Source organism: Streptomyces sp. UW30 (assembly GCF_008042075.1).
In the GTDB taxonomy this organism is placed as follows: domain Bacteria; phylum Actinomycetota; class Actinomycetes; order Streptomycetales; family Streptomycetaceae; genus Streptomyces.
Genome location: NZ_RDBN01000037.1, coordinates 2,191,137 through 2,204,800 on the forward strand (window position 1 = coordinate 2,191,137; position 13,664 = coordinate 2,204,800).

The 13,664-nt window shown below is 72.2% G+C and carries 14 protein-coding genes; 6 read left to right on the forward strand and 8 right to left on the reverse strand.

Going from position 1 to position 13,664, the window contains the following annotated elements; genetic code table 11:
* Positions 1-2: 2 nt before the first annotated feature.
* Both EAO75_RS28740 and EAO75_RS28745 read right to left on the reverse strand, forming a co-directional pair.
* Positions 3-1,304 carry an MFS transporter gene (locus EAO75_RS28740; protein ID WP_147997888.1) on the reverse strand — a complete coding sequence of 434 codons (1,302 nt, stop codon included), beginning with the start codon at positions 1,302-1,304 and terminating at the stop codon, positions 3-5.
* A gap of 97 nt (positions 1,305-1,401) precedes the next feature.
* The gene (locus EAO75_RS28745; RefSeq protein ID WP_147997889.1) at positions 1,402-2,016 is read right to left on the reverse strand and encodes a LysE/ArgO family amino acid transporter; all 615 of its coding nucleotides are present in this window, start codon (positions 2,014-2,016) and stop codon (positions 1,402-1,404) included.
* A 66-nt stretch (positions 2,017-2,082) separates the two neighbouring features.
* Here EAO75_RS28745 and EAO75_RS28750 point away from each other — a divergent pair, with 66 nt between their 5' ends.
* Positions 2,083-2,991 (forward strand): LysR family transcriptional regulator ArgP, encoded by a 909-nt coding sequence (locus EAO75_RS28750; RefSeq protein ID WP_147997890.1) that lies wholly within the window; start codon positions 2,083-2,085, stop codon positions 2,989-2,991.
* A 99-nt stretch (positions 2,992-3,090) separates the two neighbouring features.
* Here EAO75_RS28750 and EAO75_RS28755 read toward each other — a convergent pair whose 3' ends face one another.
* Entirely contained in the window at positions 3,091-3,795 is a 705-nt protein-coding gene (locus tag EAO75_RS28755; protein WP_147997891.1) for a TetR/AcrR family transcriptional regulator, read from the reverse strand.
* A 109-nt stretch (positions 3,796-3,904) separates the two neighbouring features.
* Between EAO75_RS28755 and EAO75_RS28760 the strand changes: the two genes are divergently transcribed.
* Together EAO75_RS28760 and EAO75_RS28765 are read left to right on the forward strand one after the other, a co-directional pair.
* Positions 3,905-5,122, forward strand: coding sequence for a saccharopine dehydrogenase family protein (locus EAO75_RS28760; RefSeq protein WP_147997892.1), 1,218 nt, complete (start codon positions 3,905-3,907; stop codon positions 5,120-5,122).
* A 107-nt stretch (positions 5,123-5,229) separates the two neighbouring features.
* Entirely contained in the window at positions 5,230-5,463 is a 234-nt protein-coding gene (locus tag EAO75_RS28765) for a WhiB family transcriptional regulator (protein ID WP_147997893.1), read from the forward strand.
* An 8-nt stretch (positions 5,464-5,471) separates the two neighbouring features.
* On the opposite strand, the gene EAO75_RS28770 is transcribed toward EAO75_RS28765, so the two are convergent.
* The 3 genes from EAO75_RS28770 to EAO75_RS28780 are packed head-to-tail and all read right to left on the reverse strand — an operon-like array spanning position 5,472 to position 8,769.
* Positions 5,472-7,307: a sensor histidine kinase gene (locus EAO75_RS28770; protein WP_147997894.1), complete on the reverse strand. Its 1,836-nt coding sequence runs from the start codon at positions 7,305-7,307 to the stop codon at positions 5,472-5,474.
* On the reverse strand, positions 7,304-7,999 hold the full coding sequence (locus tag EAO75_RS28775) for a response regulator transcription factor (protein WP_147997895.1): 696 nt from the start codon (positions 7,997-7,999) through the stop codon (positions 7,304-7,306). The genes EAO75_RS28770 and EAO75_RS28775 overlap by 4 nt, the downstream gene beginning before the upstream one ends.
* A 29-nt stretch (positions 8,000-8,028) precedes the next feature.
* Positions 8,029-8,769, reverse strand: coding sequence for a L,D-transpeptidase family protein (locus EAO75_RS28780; RefSeq protein ID WP_147997896.1), 741 nt, complete (start codon positions 8,767-8,769; stop codon positions 8,029-8,031).
* A gap of 106 nt (positions 8,770-8,875) precedes the next feature.
* On the opposite strand from EAO75_RS28780, the gene EAO75_RS28785 reads away from it, so the two are divergent.
* The gene (locus EAO75_RS28785) at positions 8,876-9,226 is read left to right on the forward strand and encodes a DUF488 domain-containing protein (protein WP_147997897.1); all 351 of its coding nucleotides are present in this window, start codon (positions 8,876-8,878) and stop codon (positions 9,224-9,226) included.
* Between the two features lie 22 nt (positions 9,227-9,248).
* Here EAO75_RS28785 and EAO75_RS28790 read toward each other — a convergent pair whose 3' ends face one another.
* Entirely contained in the window at positions 9,249-10,922 is a 1,674-nt protein-coding gene (locus EAO75_RS28790; RefSeq protein WP_147998124.1) for an FAD-binding dehydrogenase, read from the reverse strand.
* 23 nt (positions 10,923-10,945) lie between these two features.
* The gene (locus EAO75_RS28795) at positions 10,946-11,572 is read right to left on the reverse strand and encodes a TetR/AcrR family transcriptional regulator (protein WP_147997898.1); all 627 of its coding nucleotides are present in this window, start codon (positions 11,570-11,572) and stop codon (positions 10,946-10,948) included.
* 115 nt (positions 11,573-11,687) lie between these two features.
* Between EAO75_RS28795 and EAO75_RS28800 the strand changes: the two genes are divergently transcribed.
* Positions 11,688-12,317, forward strand: coding sequence for an alpha-ketoglutarate-dependent dioxygenase AlkB (locus EAO75_RS28800; RefSeq protein WP_147997899.1), 630 nt, complete (start codon positions 11,688-11,690; stop codon positions 12,315-12,317).
* Positions 12,318-12,426: 109 nt separating this feature from the next.
* Entirely contained in the window at positions 12,427-13,641 is a 1,215-nt protein-coding gene (locus EAO75_RS28805; RefSeq protein WP_147997900.1) for an acyltransferase family protein, read from the forward strand.
* Positions 13,642-13,664 lie beyond the last annotated feature (23 nt).

The following is a 13,664-nucleotide window of genomic DNA, read 5'->3' on the forward strand; positions in this document are numbered from 1 at the left end:
CGTCAGACGCGGTAGCGGCGCAGGGCGGGAAGCGCGGCGGCCAGGCCCAGCATGAGGACGACGACCAGCAGGCCGCCGCCCACGGTCGCGGTGCGCGCGCCGAAGGCCGAGCCCGCGGTGCCGTGCAGGACGTCGGCGAGGCGCGGGCCACCCGCGACGACAACGATGAACACGCCCTGCATCCGGCCGCGCATCTCGTCGCTGGCGGCGGACAGCAGGATCGCCCCGCGGAAGACCATCGAGACCATGTCGGCGACTCCGGCGAGGGCCAGGAACACCACCGCGAGCCACAGACTGCCGCTGAGCCCGAAGCCGGTGATGGCCGCGCCCCAGGTGACGACCGCGCCGATCACCATCCAGCCGTGCCGACGGGCCCGGGAGAAGGTGCCGGAGAACAGCCCGCCGGCCACCGCACCGATCGGGATCGCCGCGAACAGCAGGCCGAGCGCGAGCCCTTCGCCGTACGACCCGTAGGTCTGGCCGGCCAGTTGCGGGAACAGGGCGCGCGGCATGCCGAAGACCATGGCGATGATGTCGGCCAGGAAGGACAGCAACAGCACCTTGTGCAGGGCGATGTAGCGGAAGCCCTCGGCGATCTCCCGTACGCCCGCGCAGCGTTGGACGGCTGCCGCGAGCGGCGGCAGCGCGGGCAGCCGCAGGACCGCCCAGACCGTGACGCACAGGGCCAGCGCGTCGATGAGGTACAGCTCGGCCAGTCCGATCACCGGGATGAGCACGCCGGCCAGCAGCGGGCCCATCACCTGGCCGATCTGCATGACGGTGGAGCCGAGGGCGTTCGCGGCGGGCAGTTCGTCGGCCGGGACCAGGCGGGCGATGGAGGCGTTGCGGGCCGGGGCGTTGATCCCCCAGAACGCCTGCTGTACGGCGAGCAGCACCATCAGCACGGCCACCGACTCCAGACCGGTGACGGCCTGGAGCCAGAACAGCAGCGAGGTGACGGCTATGCCGGTGTTGGTGATGAGGAGCAGCTTGCGGCGGTCCATGCTGTCGGCGATGGCGCCGCCCCACAGCGCGAACACCACCAAGGGCAGGAGTCCGGCGAGGCTCGCGGCGCCGACCCACGCCGAGGAGCCGGTGATGTCGTAGACCTGCTTCGGCACGGCGACCGCGGTGAGTTGGCTGCCGACGGCCGTGACGATGGTCGAGGACCACAGGCGGCGGTAGGCCGGGCGGCGCAGCGGACGGGTGTCCATCGCCCAGCGGCGCCAGCCGCGCCTGGCGGGTATCGGTGGCTCGGCGCCGGCCGCCGGCTGCTCTTCGGTGCTGCTCTCGCTCGTGTCCACGGACGTCCTGGTTGCTCGTTACACCTATCGGGAACCAGAGATCACTATGGCACCAGGGGCGAGCGTGCGGGATGAGCGGTCTCGCTTTCCGGACAGGTCAGGCGCCCGCGATCAGGCTGACGCCGAGCGCGATCATCGTCGCGGACACCAGAGCGTCCAGCACGCGCCAGGCCTTGGGCTTGGCGAGGTGGCGGCTCAGCAGGCGCGCCCCGAAGCCGAGCGCGGCGAACCAGCACAGGCTGGCGAACGCGGCGCCGAGGCCGAACGTCCAGCGCAGCGGGCCCCGGTCGGCGGCGACCGTGCCGAGCAGGAAGACGGTGTCGAGGTAGACGTGCGGGTTGAGCCAGGTCAGAGCGAGGCAGGTCAGCACCGCCCGCCGCCGTGACCCCGTCGCGTCGCCCTCGGTCAGCAGGGCGCCGGCCGGCCGGAAGACCCGGCGGGCGGCGAGGGCGCCGTAGCAGAGCAGGAACGCCCCGCCCACCCAGGCGACCGCCGTGAGCACTCCCGGCCATGCCACGACCACCGCACCGACACCGGCCACGCCCAGGGTGATGAGGAGCGCGTCCGACAGGGCGCAGATGCCGACGACCGCGAGGACGGCGTCGCGGCGGATCCCCTGGCGCAGGACGAAGGCGTTCTGGGCGCCGATGGCGACGATCAGGGAAAGGCCGGTGCCGAATCCGGCGGCGGCGGTGGTCAAGGCGTTTGTCATGCCATTGACGCTAAGGAAACGGTCTCCTGGCGTACAGCTAAAGATTCTTACGTATCCTTAGCTCTCGTGAAGACCGAGCTGACCGAGCTTCCCCTCGACCAGGTGCGGACGCTGCTCGCGGTGGTGGACGAGGGCACCTTCGACGCGGCCGCCGCAGCCCTGCATGTGACGCCGTCGGCCGTGAGCCAGCGCGTGAAGGCGCTGGAGCAGCGCACGGGGCGGGTGCTGCTGGTGCGCACGAAGCCGGTGCGGCCGACCGAGTCGGGCGAGGTCGTCGTCCGGTTCGCCCGCCAGCTGGCCCGGCTGGAGCGCGACGCGCGGGCCGAGCTGGGGCTGAGCGGGGCCGGGGACGCGACCCGGGTGTCCATCGCGGTCAACGCCGACACACTGGCGACATGGTTCCTGGGGGCACTCACCCGGGTCCCCGAGGAGGACCTGCTCTGCTTCGAGCTGCGCCGGGAGGACGAGAGCCGAACGGCGACGCTGCTGCGGGAGGGGCTGGTGATGGCCGCGGTCACCTCCTCGGCGGAGGCGGTGGCGGGCTGTTCGGTGCGTGCACTCGGCCGGATGCGCTATCTGGCCGCGGCGAGCCCGGAGTTCGCCGAGCGGCATCTCGGCGGCTCGCTGGGGGACGCGCTCGCGCACGCTCCGGTGATGACGTTCGACCGCAGCGACGACCTCCAGGACTCCTTCGTCCGCAGGCTGCGCCGCACCCGCACGGGCGCGAGCGCGGTACGGCACTACGTCCCGACCTCGGAAGGCTTCTTGTCGGCCGTGACCGCCGGCCTGGGCTGGGGCCTGATCCCCGAGGCACAGGCGGAACCACTCTTCGGGGACGGCCGCCTCGTCCAGCTGGCCCCGGACCGCCCGCTCGACGTCCCGCTGTACTGGCAGCAGTGGAAGCTGGACTCGCCGGCGCTGGTCGCGGTGACGAAGGCGGTGACGGCGACGGCAGCGGAAGTGCTCCGCGGGTAGTGCGGCGCTGTGCCGCGATGCGGCTGCGGCGCCGTCGTGGCTGGTCGCGCCCACACGGCCGGAGCCGCGCTTCGATACAGCCCCGCGCCCCTCAGGGCGCTAGTCGCGCCGCTCCAGCCGGGCCGCGGCGCTGTCCAGCAGCATCTCCAGAGCCGTCGGATAGGCGCTGTTCACCATCCGGGCGGCCAGGAGCGGCGCCGCCTCCGCGATCCGGGGATGCGTGGCGCGCGGGAGCCGGGCATACGTCGACCGCCACATGTCCTCATCAGCACGCAGGGAGTCGCTCGGCAGAGTCAGCGACGCGGCGTCCAGCGCCGCGAAGGCCAGGGTCTGGTCGATGAAGGCGTGGTAGACGCGCACGGTGTCCGGCAGCGGGAATCCCGCCCTGCGCAGGATGTCCAACACGGCCTCGTCGGCGGCGAGTTCGTTGGCCCGGCCGGTGACCCGGCTCGTGGTCAGAACGGCGGCTTGCGGATGGGCCACATACGCGGCGTGAATGCGGAGCCCGACGGCGCGCAGGTCCTCGCGCCACTCCCCCGTGGGCGTCCAGCCCTCCAATGCCTGGCCCATCAGCGCGTCGCCGATGGCGAGGGTCAGCTCGTCCATGCCGCGGAAGTACCGGTACAGCGTGCTCGGGTCCGCGTCCAGGGCCAGGCCGAGGCGGCGGGCGGTGAGGCCGGCACTGCCGTGTTGGCGCAGCATGCGCAACGCCGTGTCGACTATCAGCCGCTCCGACAGCACGGTGCCACTCTTGGTGGGACGACGCCGACGCCGCTTTTCCTCCGGTACGACCGGTTTCGGCATCGCATCCTCCATCCTTACGCCAACGCCATTGACCTTACGTGAAGGCGCGGCGTTGTATCTCCGGCGGGGCCCCACCACGTCGTAGACCTTCAATCAAGGGAGTCTTGTCATGCGTGTACTGCTCGTGGGTGCCGGCGGGGTGGGTACCGCCATCACCCGGATCGCGGCCCGGCGTCCGTTCTTCGAGGCGATGGTGGTCGCCGACTACGACCTGGCCCGCGCCGAGGCGGCCGTGGCGGCCCTCGACGGCGACGCCCGGTTCCGGGCCGAGCGGGTGGACGCGAGCGACCAGCCGGCGGTGACCGCGCTGCTGGAGCGGCACGCCTGCGACGTGCTCCTCAACGCCACCGACCCGCGCTTCGTGATGCCGCTGTTCCAGGCGGCGCGCACGGCCGGGGCCACGTATGTCGACATGGCGATGTCGCTGTCGCACCCGCATCCGGAGCGGCCGTACGAGGAGTGCGGGGTCAAGCTGGGCGACGCCCAGTTCGAACAGGCGGCGGACTGGGAGAAGGCGGGCGCGCTGGCGCTGGTCGGCATGGGCGTGGAGCCCGGCCTGTCGGACGTCTTCGCCCGGTACGCGGCCGACGAGGTCTTCGACGAGATCGAGGAGATCGGCGTCCGTGATGGCGCGAACCTCACCGTCGACGGCTACGACTTCGCGCCGTCGTTCAGCATCTGGACCACGATCGAGGAGTGCCTCAACCCGCCGGTGGTGTACGAGCAGGACCGCGGCTGGTTCACCACCGAGCCCTTCAGCGAGCCCGAGGTGTTCGACTTCCCCGAGGGCATCGGCCCGGTGGAGTGCGTGAACGTGGAGCACGAGGAGGTGCTCCTGGTCCCGCGCTGGGTCGACGCGCGCCGGGTGACGTTCAAGTACGGCCTGGGCGAGGAGTTCATCAGCACGCTGAAGACGCTGCACCTGCTGGGCCTGGACCGCACCGAGCCGGTGACCGTGCCGAGCGCCGGCGGGCCTGTGCGGGTCTCGCCGCGGGACGTCGTGGCGGCGTGTCTGCCGGACCCGGCGACGCTGGGCGAGCGGATGCACGGCAAGACGTGTGCGGGCACCTGGGTGCGGGGCGTCAAGGACGGCAGTCCGCGCGAGGTGTACCTCTACCACGTGGTCGACAACCAGTGGTCCATGAAGGAGTACGGCTCTCAGGCCGTGGTGTGGCAGACGGCCGTCAACCCGGTCGTCGCCCTCGAACTCCTCGCCGGCGGCGCCTGGTCGGGCGCGGGCGTGCTCGGCCCGGAGGCCTTCCCGGCCCGGCCGTTCCTGGATCTGCTGACCGAGTACGGCTCCCCGTGGGGCCTGCGCGAACAGTGACCGGATTCGCCGGGATCCAACGAGGTTTCACTTGCGCATCGACAGGCGACTCGAAAACGAGTAAATGCATCCACCGAGGGCACGTTCGACGATCGCAGGTGACTTTGATGGACGACTGGCGAGACCACGCCGCCTGCCGCCATGAGGATCCCGACCTCTTCTACCCGATCGGCACGTCCGGGCCGACCCTGTTGCAGACGCAGCAGGCGAAGTCCGTCTGCCGGCGCTGCTCGGTCCGGGAGCAGTGTCTGCGCTGGGCGCTCGACATGGACCAGTTCATCGGGATATGGGGCGGCATGAGCGAGGCGGAGCGACGAGACTTGCGGGAGCAGGCCGGCTGAGCCACGCATCACGGGACCGAGCCGTCGGGCTCGGCGGCTCCCGGCAACCGCAGGGTGAACACGGAACCGGCACCTGGCTCGCTCGCCGCGTCGACCGCGCCCCCGTGCGCGGCCACCAGGTGCCGGACGATCGGCAGGCCGAGCCCGCTGCCTCCGGTACGCCGGCTGCGGGACTTCTCGGCACGCCAGAACCGGTCGAAGACGTACGGCAGGTCCTCGGGGGCGATGCCGGTCCCCGTGTCGGTGACGTCCAGGACGACGTCGTCGCCGTCGCGGCGGGCGGCGAGTGTGACGGTGCCGCCGGCCGGGGTGTGGCGCAGGGCGTTGGAGACGAGGTTGCCGAGGGCCTGGCGCATGCGGACGGGGTCGGCGTCCAGCCAGGGGGTGCCGTCCGCCGTGGTGCGCAGGGTGACGCCGGCCGCGTCGGCGGCGACGCGGTGGGCGGCGGTCACCTGGTCGAGGAGTTCGTCGGCACGGACGGGCTCGCGGTGCAGGCGCAGCGTGCCGGCGTCGGCGGCGGCGAGGTCCTGCAGGTCGTCGATGACGCGCTGCAGGACGAGCGCCTCCTCGTGCAGCGAGGCGAGCAGGGCGGGGTCGGGGTCGACGACGCCGTCGCGGGTGACCTCCAGCCAGCCGCGGATGTTGGTGAGCGGGGTGCGCAGTTCGTGGGCGACGTCGCTGACCATGGCCTTGCGCTGGGCCTCCAACCGCTCGCGCCGCTCGGCGAGTTCGTTGAAGGCGGCGGCGAGGATGCCGGTCTCGTCCCGGGTCGTGACGGGTACCCGGGCGTGCAGTTCGGGCGGCTGCTGGGCCGCCTCCGTCAGCGCCCTCAGCGGCCGGACGAGGCGGGTGGCGACCGCCGCGGTCACGGCCACGGTGACCGCGAGCACGAGTCCGGCGGCGCCGACGACCTTGGCCTTGTTCGCCGGGGACATGTCGAAGCGGACGGCGGTCGGGTCGCCGCCGCCCAGGAACAGCTCGGCCACGGGGGCGACGTACGGGTCGAGCTGGGTGCGGCGTGCCTCGTCGACACAGCGGTCCGCCTCCCGCACGGCCGTGCGGTCGTCGGTCCCGTTGGTCTTCCCCAGGAGGTAGCGGGTGCCGAGCCGCTTCTCGGTCACGTCGACCGTGACGAACGGCTGCGAACCGGGGTTCAGTCCGCGCCGGTCGAGGCACTTCCGGGCACGCTCGGACAGGTCGGCCAGCGCCTTGTTCTCGGTCGGTGTCGGGGTGTTGAGCAGGCCGTCGGCGCACGCGTCGGGCACGAGCCCGCCCGCGACGGGCCCGTCGTGGTCGGTGACGACGGGCCGGCCGCTCGGCGTCTGCACGACGGTGGCCTCGTAGCCGCTGCGGGCGAAGCACCGCTGCCGCGTCCCGGCGAGCTTCTCCAGCTTGGCCCGCTCCTCGTCGGTCACCCGGTACGGGCCCACGACCCGAGGGTCGACGCCGCCGCGCTGCGCTCCGCGCTCGGTGTAGGTGTCGATGTGCAGCGGGTCGACGGTGGCGGCGGCGCGCGGCGGCAGCGAGGTTCCGGCCGGGGCCGAGTCGGCGATCGTCCTACGGTCCGTGGTGGTGAGGGCGATGCGGCGGCCGGTGCGGGCGGACAGTTCACGGACCGTCCTGTCGACCCCGTTCCAGTCCGGGTGAGTCGCGGCGTACCCGCTGAGCCGGGCGAGGACGTCCATGTCCTCGGTGAGGACCTGCCCCTGTTCCTCCCGCAGCGCCCGGGTGGTGGTCTCCACCGCCAGCCAGGCCGTCGCCGCCACCGAGCACACGGCGATCAGCGCCGAGGCGATCAGCAGCCGGACCAGCAGGCGCTTGCGCAGCGGTATGGGCCGGGTCATCCGCGGCCGCCGCTGAGCTTGTAGCCGACGCCGAACACGGTCAGCAGCCGCACCGGCCGCCGCGGGTCGGCCTCGATCTTCTTGCGCAGGTTCATGATGTGCACGTCGACGGCCCGCTCGGTGGAGGCCCGGTCGATGCCCCGGGTGCACTCCAGCAACTGCCGCCGGGAGAAGACCCGTTCGGGTTCGGCGACCATCGCCAGCAGGATCTCGAACTCGGCCGGCGTGCACTCCACCCCCACCCCGTCGCACCGCACCTCGTGCCGCTCGGGGTCGACGGCGATCCCGGCGGCGCGCACGACGGGGTCCTCGCGCCGGCCGGCGGCGTGCCCGCTGCGCCGCAGCACCGTACGGATGCGGGCCATCAGCTCGCGCGGGCTGTACGGCTTGGTCATGTAGTCGTCGGCGCCGAGTTCGAGGCCGAGCAGCACGTCGTCCTCCGCCGACCGGGCCGTCAGCATCAGCACCGGGATGTCGTCGTCCCGGCGCAGCACCCGGCACACCCCGAAGCCGTCGATCACCGGGAGCATGAGGTCCAGGACGACCAGGTCGGGCCGTTGCCGCCGGACCGCGTCGAGGGCGGCCGACCCGTCGTGCACCACGGTTGCGGTGTGGCCCTCCGCGAGCAGGGAGCGGCGTATGAGTTCGGCCTGCATCTCGTCGTCCTCGGCGACCAGCACATGTGCGCACACGCGGCGGATCCTAAGCGGTCGGGGGAAACTCAGCGGGCCAGCGCCTCGGCGTCGCCCATGACGACGACGGGATGCCGGTCGGGATCCAGCGCCAGCAGCAGCTGCCGCATGTGCTCGCGCGCGATGCTGACGCAGCCCTGCGTGGGTCCGCGGTGGTCCACGTGGAGCCATATGCCGCCGCCGCGTCCGGTGCCGAGCGGGCGGGTCCAGTCGAGGGGCGTGGTGCCGGGCTTGCGGTTGTAGTTGACGGCGATGACGTAGTCGAAGGAGCCCGCGAGGGACTCGCCCTTGAATCCGGTGCCGGTCGCGGTGAAGCCGACGCCGTGGTCGTACGGCAGCTCGGTCCCGGGGTCGCGGAGCAGGCCCCCGGCGTCCGTGAGCGTGAAGACCCCGATGGGTGAGCGCAGGTCGCCGGCCCGGTGGTGCTCCGTCCAGCCGCGCAGGGCGTTGTGCGCGGGCCAGCGGGCGCCCGCCTCCCAGCCGATGTCGCTGCGCTCGTACAGGACGACCGTCGAGCGCGCGGAGTTCCTGCCCTGTCCGGTCACGACGACGGCCTGCCGGGCCTCGTCGGGCACCTCGGCCCAGGTCTCGGGTCCCAGTCCGGGCAGTTGCTGCGGAGCCACCTCCAGGGCGACCTCGGGCATGGGCGAGGCGGTCGTGGGAGTGGGGGCGGCGGGCCTGTGGTCCGGCGTCGCCATGGCACCGCCGCCGCAGCCGGTGAGGAGCAGGGAGGCGGCCAGCAGTGCGACACGGGGCTTGTGCGTGATCATAGGCCGACCTTGACCGACACTTGTGAGGAACTCGTCAGGTTCGACGGGCCGCCCCGCGCAGCCGTCGGCTCGCACCCGTGAGCTCGCACACGAGGAAGGCCCGCTCATGAGCGTCCGTATCCGTCGCGTCTACGAAGCACCCGAGCCCGGCGACGGCGTGCGCGTCCTGGTCGACCGGCTGTGGCCGCGCGGTCTGTCGAAGGAGGCGGCCCGCTTGGACGAGTGGCCCAAGGGGCTCACCCCGTCGACGGAGCTGCGCCGCTGGTATCACGCGGGCGAGCGGTCGTACGAGGAGTTCGCCGATCGCTACGAGGCGGAGCTGGCCGCTCCGGAGGCTGCCGAACTCCTTGATCACGTACGGGAGCTGGCGGGCCAGGGCGACGTGACCCTGCTGACCGCGTCCAAGTCACCCGAGCGCAGTCACGCCGCCGTGCTGGCCCGCCTCCTGAACGAGTGAGGAGACGGGCCGTACGCCACCGTCAGGCCGTCTGCCGCGCCGCCGCCCGGCCCGCGGTGCGGCCCGAGAAGAGGCAGCCGCCGAGGAAGGTGCCCTCCAGGGCGTTGTAGCCGTGGACGCCTCCGCCGCCGAAGCCGGCGACCTCGCCGGCCGCGTACAGGCCCTCGATGGGGGTGCCGTCGGCCCCGAGCGCGCGCGAGTCGAGGTCGGTCTGGATGCCGCCGAGGGTCTTGCGGGTCAGGATGTGCAGCTTGACGCCGATCAGGGGGCCGGCCGCAGGGTCGAGGATGCGGTGCGGGGTGGCGACGCGACCGAGGCGGTCGCCGATGTAGCGGCGGGCGTTGCGGATGCCCTGGACCTGGGAGTCCTTGCTGTACGGGTTGGCGATCTGGAGGTCGCGGGCCTCGATCTGGCGCCGGACGGTGGCCGCGTCGAGGAGTGCCTTGTCCGTCAACTGGTTCATCTTCTCGACCAGTTGCTCCAGGTTGGGGGCGGTCACGAAGTCCGCGCCGTGTCGCAGGAACGCCGCCACCGGACCCGGGGCCCCCTTGCCGAGCACGCGCTCCTTCAGGAATCCGGCGCGGTCCTTGGAGGTGATGTCGGGGTTCTGCTCGGAGCCGGAGAGCGCGAACTCCTTCTCGATGATCTTCTGGGTGAGGATGAACCAGGAGTGGTCGTAGCCGGCGATGTCGGGGTCGGTGCGCAGGTGCTTGAGGGTGCCGAGCGTGTCGTAGCCCGGCAGGCACGGGTCGGGCAGCCGGCGGCCGAGGGCGTCGAACCACATCGAGGACGGGCCGGGCAGGATACGGATGCCGTGGCCGGGCCAGATCGGGTCCCAGTTCTGCAGGCCCTCGGTGTAGTGCCACATGCGGTCGCGGTTGACCAGTCGTACGCCCGCCTGCGCGCTGATGTCGAGCATGCGGCCGTCGACGTAGGCGGGGACTCCGGTGACCATGTCGGTGGGCGGGGTGCCGAGCCGCTCGGGCCAGTGGCGGCGGACTATGTCGTGGTTGGCTCCGATGCCGCCGGTGGTGACGACGACCGCCTTCGCGGTGAGCTCGAACTCGCCGAGGCGGTCGCGGTTGGAGGCGACACCGCGGGGCGAGTTGTCCTCGGCCAGGACCGTGCCGCGCACGCCGCGCGCGGAGCCGTCCTCGATGACCAGCTCGTCGACCTGGTGCCGGTGGTGGAAGGTGAGCAGTCCGTCGCGCGCGGCCTGCTTCGCGTACCGCACGAACGGCTCCACGACGCCCGTGCCGGTTCCCCAGGCGATGTGGAATCGGGGCACGGAGTTGCCGTGGCCGTCGGCACGCAGGTCACCGCGCTCGGCCCAGCCCACGGTCGGCAGGAACTTGATGCCGTGCGTCTCCAGCCAGGCCCGCTTCTCGCCGGCCGCGAACTCGACGTACGCGCGCGCCCAGCGCACCGCCCAGGAGTCCTCGTCGTCCACCCGGTCGAAGCCCGCGCTGCCCTGCCAGTCGTTCCAGGCCAGGTCGAGGGAGTCCTTGATGCCGAGGCGCCGCTGCTCCGGGGAGTCCACGAGGAACAGCCCGCCGAAGGACCAGAACGCCTGCCCGCCGAGGTTGGCGGCGTTCTCCTGGTCCACCAGCGCGACCCGGCGGCCCCGGCTGGTCAGTTCGCTCGCGGCGACCAGGCCCGCGAGTCCCGCTCCGACGACGATGACGTCGGCATCCATGGCGACCGTCCCTTCCTCATGCCTCATGGTGTGGTGGCGCTCCCGGCGGTGAGCAGCGCGGTGAGCAGTTGTTTCAGCCAGGCGCGGGCGTGCTCGACGTCCTTGTCCAGCAGCAGTTGGGTGGTGACGCCGTCGTACACGGCGACCACGGCATGGGCGGCTCCGTCGATGTCGCCGAGCACGGCGGGCAGTTCGGTGTGGCCCCGCGCGCGGGCGAGCCGGTCGGCGATCGCGCCGCGCAGTCGGGCGCGGTGTTCCAGCAGGGTCCGGGCGACGGCCGGGTCACGGGCGGCGTGCACCAGGAAGTCGGTTTTCACCAGCAGCCAGTCGCGGTCCAGGAGCAGCACCTCGGCCACCCGGTCCACGGCGGCGGGCACGTCCAGGTCCGGGCCGTCGAGGGCGAGCGCCCCGGCCACCTGCTCGGCGATGAGGTCCGCGCGCTGCCCGTAGAGGGCGAAGAACAGCTCGTCCAGGCTGTCGAAGTTGGAGTAGAAGGCGCCCCTGCTGTAGCCGGCGGCCTCGCAGACCTCCTCGATGGAGACCCGTCCGAACCCCTTGGCGGCGAACACGGCGAACGCGGCGTCGAGGAGGTTGGCCCGCGTGCGGACGCGGCGCTTGGTGACGCGCTTGGTCGTTTCCTGCACGGCCATGTCCGGACCTCCGTTCGATACGTGAATGTATCCGATACATCAATGTATCCAAAGGGCCCGTGCGCAAGGAGAATGCGATGGGAACAGATTTTCGATTCAGGGGTACGCTGGAAACATGGCCACGCACCTCCAAGGCTCCCTGTTCGACCAGACCGACGAGCTGCGGCTCGGCTCCCTCACCGGGATCCGCCGTACGCGGCTCGCCCTCGGCGCCTGGATCGACGTGCTGCCCGGCTGGCTCAGCGGGGCGGACGGACTGTTCGAACAGCTGGCGTCCGAGGTGCCCTGGCGTGCCGAGCGGCGCACGATGTACGACCACGTGGTCGACGTACCTCGGCTGCTCGCCTTCTACGGCGCCGACGACGCACTGCCGCACCATGTCCTCGCTCAGGCCCGGGACACGCTGTCCGCGCACTACGCCGAGGAGTTGGGCGAGCCGTTCACCACGGCGGGGCTCTGCTACTACCGCGACGGCCGGGACAGCGTGGCCTGGCACGGGGACCGCATCGGGCGGGGCGCCCGCGAGGACACCATGGTGGCCATCCTCTCCGTGGGCGCGCCCCGGGATCTGCTGCTGCGCCCGATGCGCGGCGGCGGCGAGTCGGTACGGCGTCCGCTGGGGCACGGCGACCTCATCGTGATGGGCGGCTCCTGCCAGCGGACCTGGGAGCACTCGATCCCGAAGACCACCCGCGCCACGGGACCGCGCATCAGCGTGCAGTTCCGCCCCGACGGCGTGCACTGAGGCGGAGAGGCGGCCGCTTCGGGTGTACGCGGGGGCTGCCTCCGGCGGACGGTGCCGGAGGCAGCCCTTCCTCTGGGCGCGGCCCCGCCTCGCCCCCACACTGGTCCGGGTGAGCGCGCAGACGCAGGTCCCGGCCACCGCTCCCCGGCGCACCGAGCTCGACGCGCTGCGGGTGTTCGTCGTCCTCGGCCTGGTCTTCTTCCACGCCGCGCTCGTGTTCTCGCCGGACGACGACTTCTACGTCAAGAACGCGCAGACGACCGAGGCCGTGACCGTGTTCGTCGGGTTCGGGGTCGTGTGGGCGATGCCCATGCTGTTCCTCGTCGCCGGACTCGGCTCCCGGTACTCGATCCACCGACGCGGGGCCGGCCGCTTCACCCGGGAGCGGCTGCTGCGCCTGGGCGTTCCCCTGGTCCTCGCGACGCTCGTGCTGTGCCCGCTCCCCCAGTGGCTGCGGCTGCGGGCGGCCGACCCCGGCTACGACGAGTCGTACTGGCGTTTCTGGCCCCGGTTCCTCACCGTCCACCCGGACGCTGCCGACTTCCCCTTCGTCCTCGACGGGGAGTACTTCGAGACGGGCCATCTGTGGTTCGTGGTGCTCCTGCTGACCTTCAGCCTGCTCCTCGCCCCGGTCGCTGCGCCGCTGGCGGCCCGGGCACTGCGGATGGGGCAGGCGGTCGAGCGACGCCCGGCGCTGCTCCTGCTGCCCGCTCTGCTGCTCGCCGCGATCAACGCGTTCCTGGGCATGGAGGAGGGCTTCGCGGGCTGGAACCGCTGGGCCTACCTGGTGTTCTTCCTCTTCGGGTACGTCCTCGCCGACGACGACCGCGTGCGCGGCGCCCTGCGCCGGCTCGCCGTGCCGGTGGGCGTGGCCGGACTCGTCCTGTTCGCGGGGACGGCGCCCGGCTTCGTCTCGCTGGACGACCCGTTCACCGAGCGCGGTGCGTTCGCGCTGGTGACGCGGGCGCTGTTCGGGGCGGCGGGCTGGTGCTGGGTGATGGCGATCCTCGGGCTGCTGGACCGGCCGCGCGAGGTCCGGCCGGCCTCGCGCACCATGGTGTACCTCGGGATCGCCGCCCTGCCCGTGTACGTGCTGCACCAGCCGGTCGTGGTCGCCCTCGCCTACGGCGTGGTGGGCTGGTCGGCGCCGATCCTGGTCGAGTACACCGTGATCGTGGCCGGTTCGCTGGCGGTGATCCTCGCGCTGTACGAGGGACTGGTGCGCAGAACGCGGCTGACGCGGTTCCTGTTCGGGATGCGTGCGGACGCACCGGCCACAGCTGCTCTTGATCGTCCGGACCCGCCGGTCACACCGCCTCGTTGATCTGCTTTGCTGGGTCCGTCGGG

What these genes read in the sequence shown, in the direction of transcription:
- EAO75_RS28765 (WP_147997893.1), top strand. Translation starts at nt 5,230, where the DNA reads ATGGACGACTGGCGAGACCACGCCGCCTGCCGCCATGAGGATCCCGAC.
- EAO75_RS28790 (WP_147998124.1), bottom strand. Translation starts at nt 10,922, where the DNA reads ATGGATGCCGACGTCATCGTCGTCGGAGCGGGACTCGCGGGCCTGGTC.
- EAO75_RS28770 (WP_147997894.1), bottom strand. Translation starts at nt 7,307, where the DNA reads ATGACCCGGCCCATACCGCTGCGCAAGCGCCTGCTGGTCCGGCTGCTG.
- EAO75_RS28780 (WP_147997896.1), bottom strand. Translation starts at nt 8,769, where the DNA reads ATGATCACGCACAAGCCCCGTGTCGCACTGCTGGCCGCCTCCCTGCTC.
- EAO75_RS28745 (WP_147997889.1), bottom strand. Translation starts at nt 2,016, where the DNA reads ATGACAAACGCCTTGACCACCGCCGCCGCCGGATTCGGCACCGGCCTT.
- EAO75_RS28795 (WP_147997898.1), bottom strand. Translation starts at nt 11,572, where the DNA reads ATGGCCGTGCAGGAAACGACCAAGCGCGTCACCAAGCGCCGCGTCCGC.
- EAO75_RS28755 (WP_147997891.1), bottom strand. Translation starts at nt 3,795, where the DNA reads ATGCCGAAACCGGTCGTACCGGAGGAAAAGCGGCGTCGGCGTCGTCCC.
- EAO75_RS28760 (WP_147997892.1), top strand. Translation starts at nt 3,905, where the DNA reads ATGCGTGTACTGCTCGTGGGTGCCGGCGGGGTGGGTACCGCCATCACC.
- EAO75_RS28800 (WP_147997899.1), top strand. Translation starts at nt 11,688, where the DNA reads ATGGCCACGCACCTCCAAGGCTCCCTGTTCGACCAGACCGACGAGCTG.
- EAO75_RS28785 (WP_147997897.1), top strand. Translation starts at nt 8,876, where the DNA reads ATGAGCGTCCGTATCCGTCGCGTCTACGAAGCACCCGAGCCCGGCGAC.